Source organism: Desulfovibrio sp. 1214_IL3152 (assembly GCF_036763055.1).
In the GTDB taxonomy this organism is placed as follows: domain Bacteria; phylum Desulfobacterota; class Desulfovibrionia; order Desulfovibrionales; family Desulfovibrionaceae; genus Desulfovibrio.
Genome location: NZ_JBAIYW010000143.1, coordinates 1 through 3,159 on the forward strand (window position 1 = coordinate 1; position 3,159 = coordinate 3,159).

Here is a 3,159-nt window from a genome sequence, read left to right on the forward strand (position 1 = left end):
GGCTGTACCGCATGCGCGAGCCTGAACCGGGAGAAGAACTGCCGCCCCGCGACGACAGCCCGGCATGGGAAATGCTCGACAGGCTGGTCGCTTCCGGCCCCGAAGACCTGGCGGATCTGGAAAAAAAGATCGCCCAGAATATCAGCCGTCATCAGCGGGATCCGCGCCTGCGCATGGTGCAGGGCTTCTGTCATGTTGAACGGCAGGACTTTGCCCGCGCCGCTGCCAGCTTTGGCGAGGCGGCCATGCTCACGCCCTCGCCCATGCTTCAGGCGTGGAACGAATTTTTGCAGGCCAGGCTTGAGGAAGAGCAGGGGCATTTTGGCGCGGCCATAGAGCAGTACGGCCAGGTATGGCGCGTGACCCAGTGGCGCGAGACGCAGTACCGCGAGATGGTCTGCAAGGTTAAGATGGGCTTTGCGGAAGCGGTACTGGACCCGATGACAAAGCTCATTCGCGAAGACCCCGCCTACTTCAGCCATATTCTGATGGACCCGGCTCTGGAGCGGGGGCGTCTGCTTATTCTTTCATCTCTGTATGATCTCTGGGCAGAAGCGAAAAAAAAGGCCGAGGCCGAGGGACTGGCCATCAACTCACTGAATTCGCGGCTTAACGACTGGTTTCCGCCGGAGCATCCGGTTCAATTGCTGCTGGGCGGAAAAATCCGGCGGCTGGAAAAGCTCGCCAGCATCAACAGTTACACAGCCTTTCTCAAGGTTGTTGAAACGCGCCCGGCCCTGGAAAAAGAGCTTGAGGAATGCATCAACCGCGAAGTGGAAGAATTGCGCAACAGATATAAATATTATCTGGATATTCTTCAGGAAATACGGGACGAAGCCTCGTGGTTTCCGTTTCCCTCAGCCCTGCGTGAATTCAGCCGTGACTTTAATGAAAGCGCGGGCATCATCAACCGCGCCTTTTCCTGTAACTTTCGCGATGCCGGAGCCTTCAAGCAGGTGCAGGCCGACACCCCGCGCCTGGCAGAGCTGTTGCGCAACCTGCGCAAGCGTTTGCAGTTTTTGCGTATGGTGCGCGATGGAACCCTTTTTGGCCTGACCATGGGCAAGACCTTCATGTGGATTGAGATTGTGGGCTTGCTGCTCTGCTTTATCGGGGTGCCTGTTGTGGTTTTCTGGGGGGACAGCTTGCGCCTGGGCTGGCTGCGCGAGATTCTGGGGGAAGATCAGTGGTCTATCCAGAAGGTGCTCATTCTTATTGTTACGGTCATTTCTTTCGGACTGGCGGCACTGCGCACCACCCTGGTTTTTGACCGCAAGCGGGAAAAGCTGCTGGAACAGGCGCGCAAGCAGCGTGAGCAGGCGCAGCAGACCCGCCTTGAGCGTATCCGCAAGCAACGGCGCGCGGAAGACGAAAAGAATCGGCGTGAGCGTGAGGTTCTGGCTGCCAAAAGGGCGCAGCGCAAGCTGAAAGAAAATACGGACGCCTGACGGGCGATCTTTTCTTGTCAGCGTGTCCACTTGGCCCGCACATTCACAGATCCCGCAATTTCGTCAGGCCGCAATTTCGTTTGGCCGGGACAAGACTGCCCCTACGCCATGCGCATATGAAAATCCGCCCGACAGCGTTGCGGGGCGGATTTTCATATGCTTTTTCAGTCTGTTTCGTTTTTTCTTTCAGAGTTTTGTATCAGGTCAGCCAGATAAATCCGCCCATGGTTATGACGGACAATATGGTGCTCCAGAACAGGGTAGAGGCCATTTCCTGTTCGCCGGACTTGTATTCCACGGCAAAAATGACGGCGATAGAGGCTGTGGGAATAGCCAGGGTCACAGCCGCCAGGCCGCGTTCCGTAACGGGTACGGCCAGCCAGATCATTACCACAAGGACAAGGCCGGGCAGCAGGATGTTCTTGCAGATAACGTTGATGATCACAGGCAGGGACATGCTCACCTTCTGGGCAAAAAGCACCGCGCCCACGGCAAACAGGGCTACGCCGCCCGTGGCCTGCCCCAGCAGAAGAAACGAGCCTTTAAGCACTTTGGGCATGTCCAGGCCTGCCAGCAGCAGCGCAAAAGCCAGCACCGGAGCCCAGACCACAGGCTGTTTGACCGCACTGGCGATACTGTCGGCAACAATGGATATGGGGTTTTTTTTCTGGCCGGAAGAGCTGTCGCCGCTTTCGCCCACAAGAAAGATGAGGGCCAGCGGAACCTGGACAAGGTTCAGGATAATACTGCCCGCGGCAATCGCCAGATCGGCATCAACGGGGAAAAGCATGCCCAGAACCGGAGTTCCCACAAAAGGCACGGCTGGTCCGGCGATTGCCAGACCGCGCAGGGCCGCAAGTTTTACGTCAGACCTGAAAACAAGGCGCGAAATCAGAAAAACAAGCACAAAGCCCCCGGCCATGCCGATGGCTATCCACAAAAATACCTGCGCGTTTTTCAGTACCTCATCAAGCGGCGTGCCGAGGATGCCTGCAAAAAGAAGCATGGGCAAAGCGTAAAGCATGACCATGCGGTTGAGGACAGATGCCTGATCCTGGCTGAAGTCGTGCCGCCATCCGGCCAGAAGACCCAGCAGCAGGGTCACGATAATGGGCAGCAGTGCCATGATTATTGTTTCAAGCATGGGCGGTTCCTTTTAGCCATTCCCGGGACCCGGTGGTCCCGGGAATGGCGTTTGGTTCTGGCTAGAGCAATTTCACTTTGAAATTGCCCTGGCGGCTGCGTGAGCAGTCGCCCGCCGCAAAGATGCAAGCGCAATTTACTTGCGCGGTTAAGCATCAAAGCGAGCGTGACTTAAACTTTGAGAATGTACATTCTCAAAATCTGCTCTAAAGCAGGGGCGGGATGGTGGGCACGATGGGCGCTTCGATAAGGGTGGGGCCGGAGCGCTTGAACGCTTCGGCGCAAACCTTGCGCACCTCGTCCACCGTTTCGGCGCGTACGGCTTCGCAGCCATAGCCCTTGGCGATGGCAACCGTATCAAGGCCCGGCAGGTCAAGGCCCGGCACGCCGGGGGTTTCTTCCAGAACGGCAAAGGACTTCAGAATGGCGTATTCGCCGTTTCTCGGTATGACAAAAAGGATGGGCAGGCCCTGCTGGGCCGCTGTCCACAGCCCCTGAACAGAATATTGCATGGAACCGTCACCGATGATGGCGACCACCGGGCGGTTGCGCCCGCTGTCGCGTTCGG

At 57.3% G+C, this 3,159-nt stretch carries 2 protein-coding genes and 1 pseudogene; 1 reads left to right on the forward strand and 2 read right to left on the reverse strand.

All coding sequences use genetic code 11. The annotated features are described in order from the left end of the window. Positions 1-1,448, forward strand: a pseudogene (locus V6C07_RS02975) (hypothetical protein); the annotation flags it as partial. Between the two features lie 199 nt (positions 1,449-1,647). Here the strand turns inward: V6C07_RS02975 and V6C07_RS02980 are convergent. Continuing rightward, a complete protein-coding gene (locus tag V6C07_RS02980) occupies positions 1,648-2,592 on the reverse strand; it encodes an AEC family transporter (protein WP_333534896.1) in 945 nt (314 codons plus the stop codon). Between the two features lie 205 nt (positions 2,593-2,797). Further along, positions 2,798-3,159: thiamine pyrophosphate-dependent enzyme (locus V6C07_RS02985; RefSeq protein WP_333534897.1), on the reverse strand; the 362-nt coding region annotated here is incomplete at its 5' end.

What these genes read in the sequence shown, in the direction of transcription:
- V6C07_RS02980 (WP_333534896.1), bottom strand. Translation starts at nt 2,592, where the DNA reads ATGCTTGAAACAATAATCATGGCACTGCTGCCCATTATCGTGACCCTG.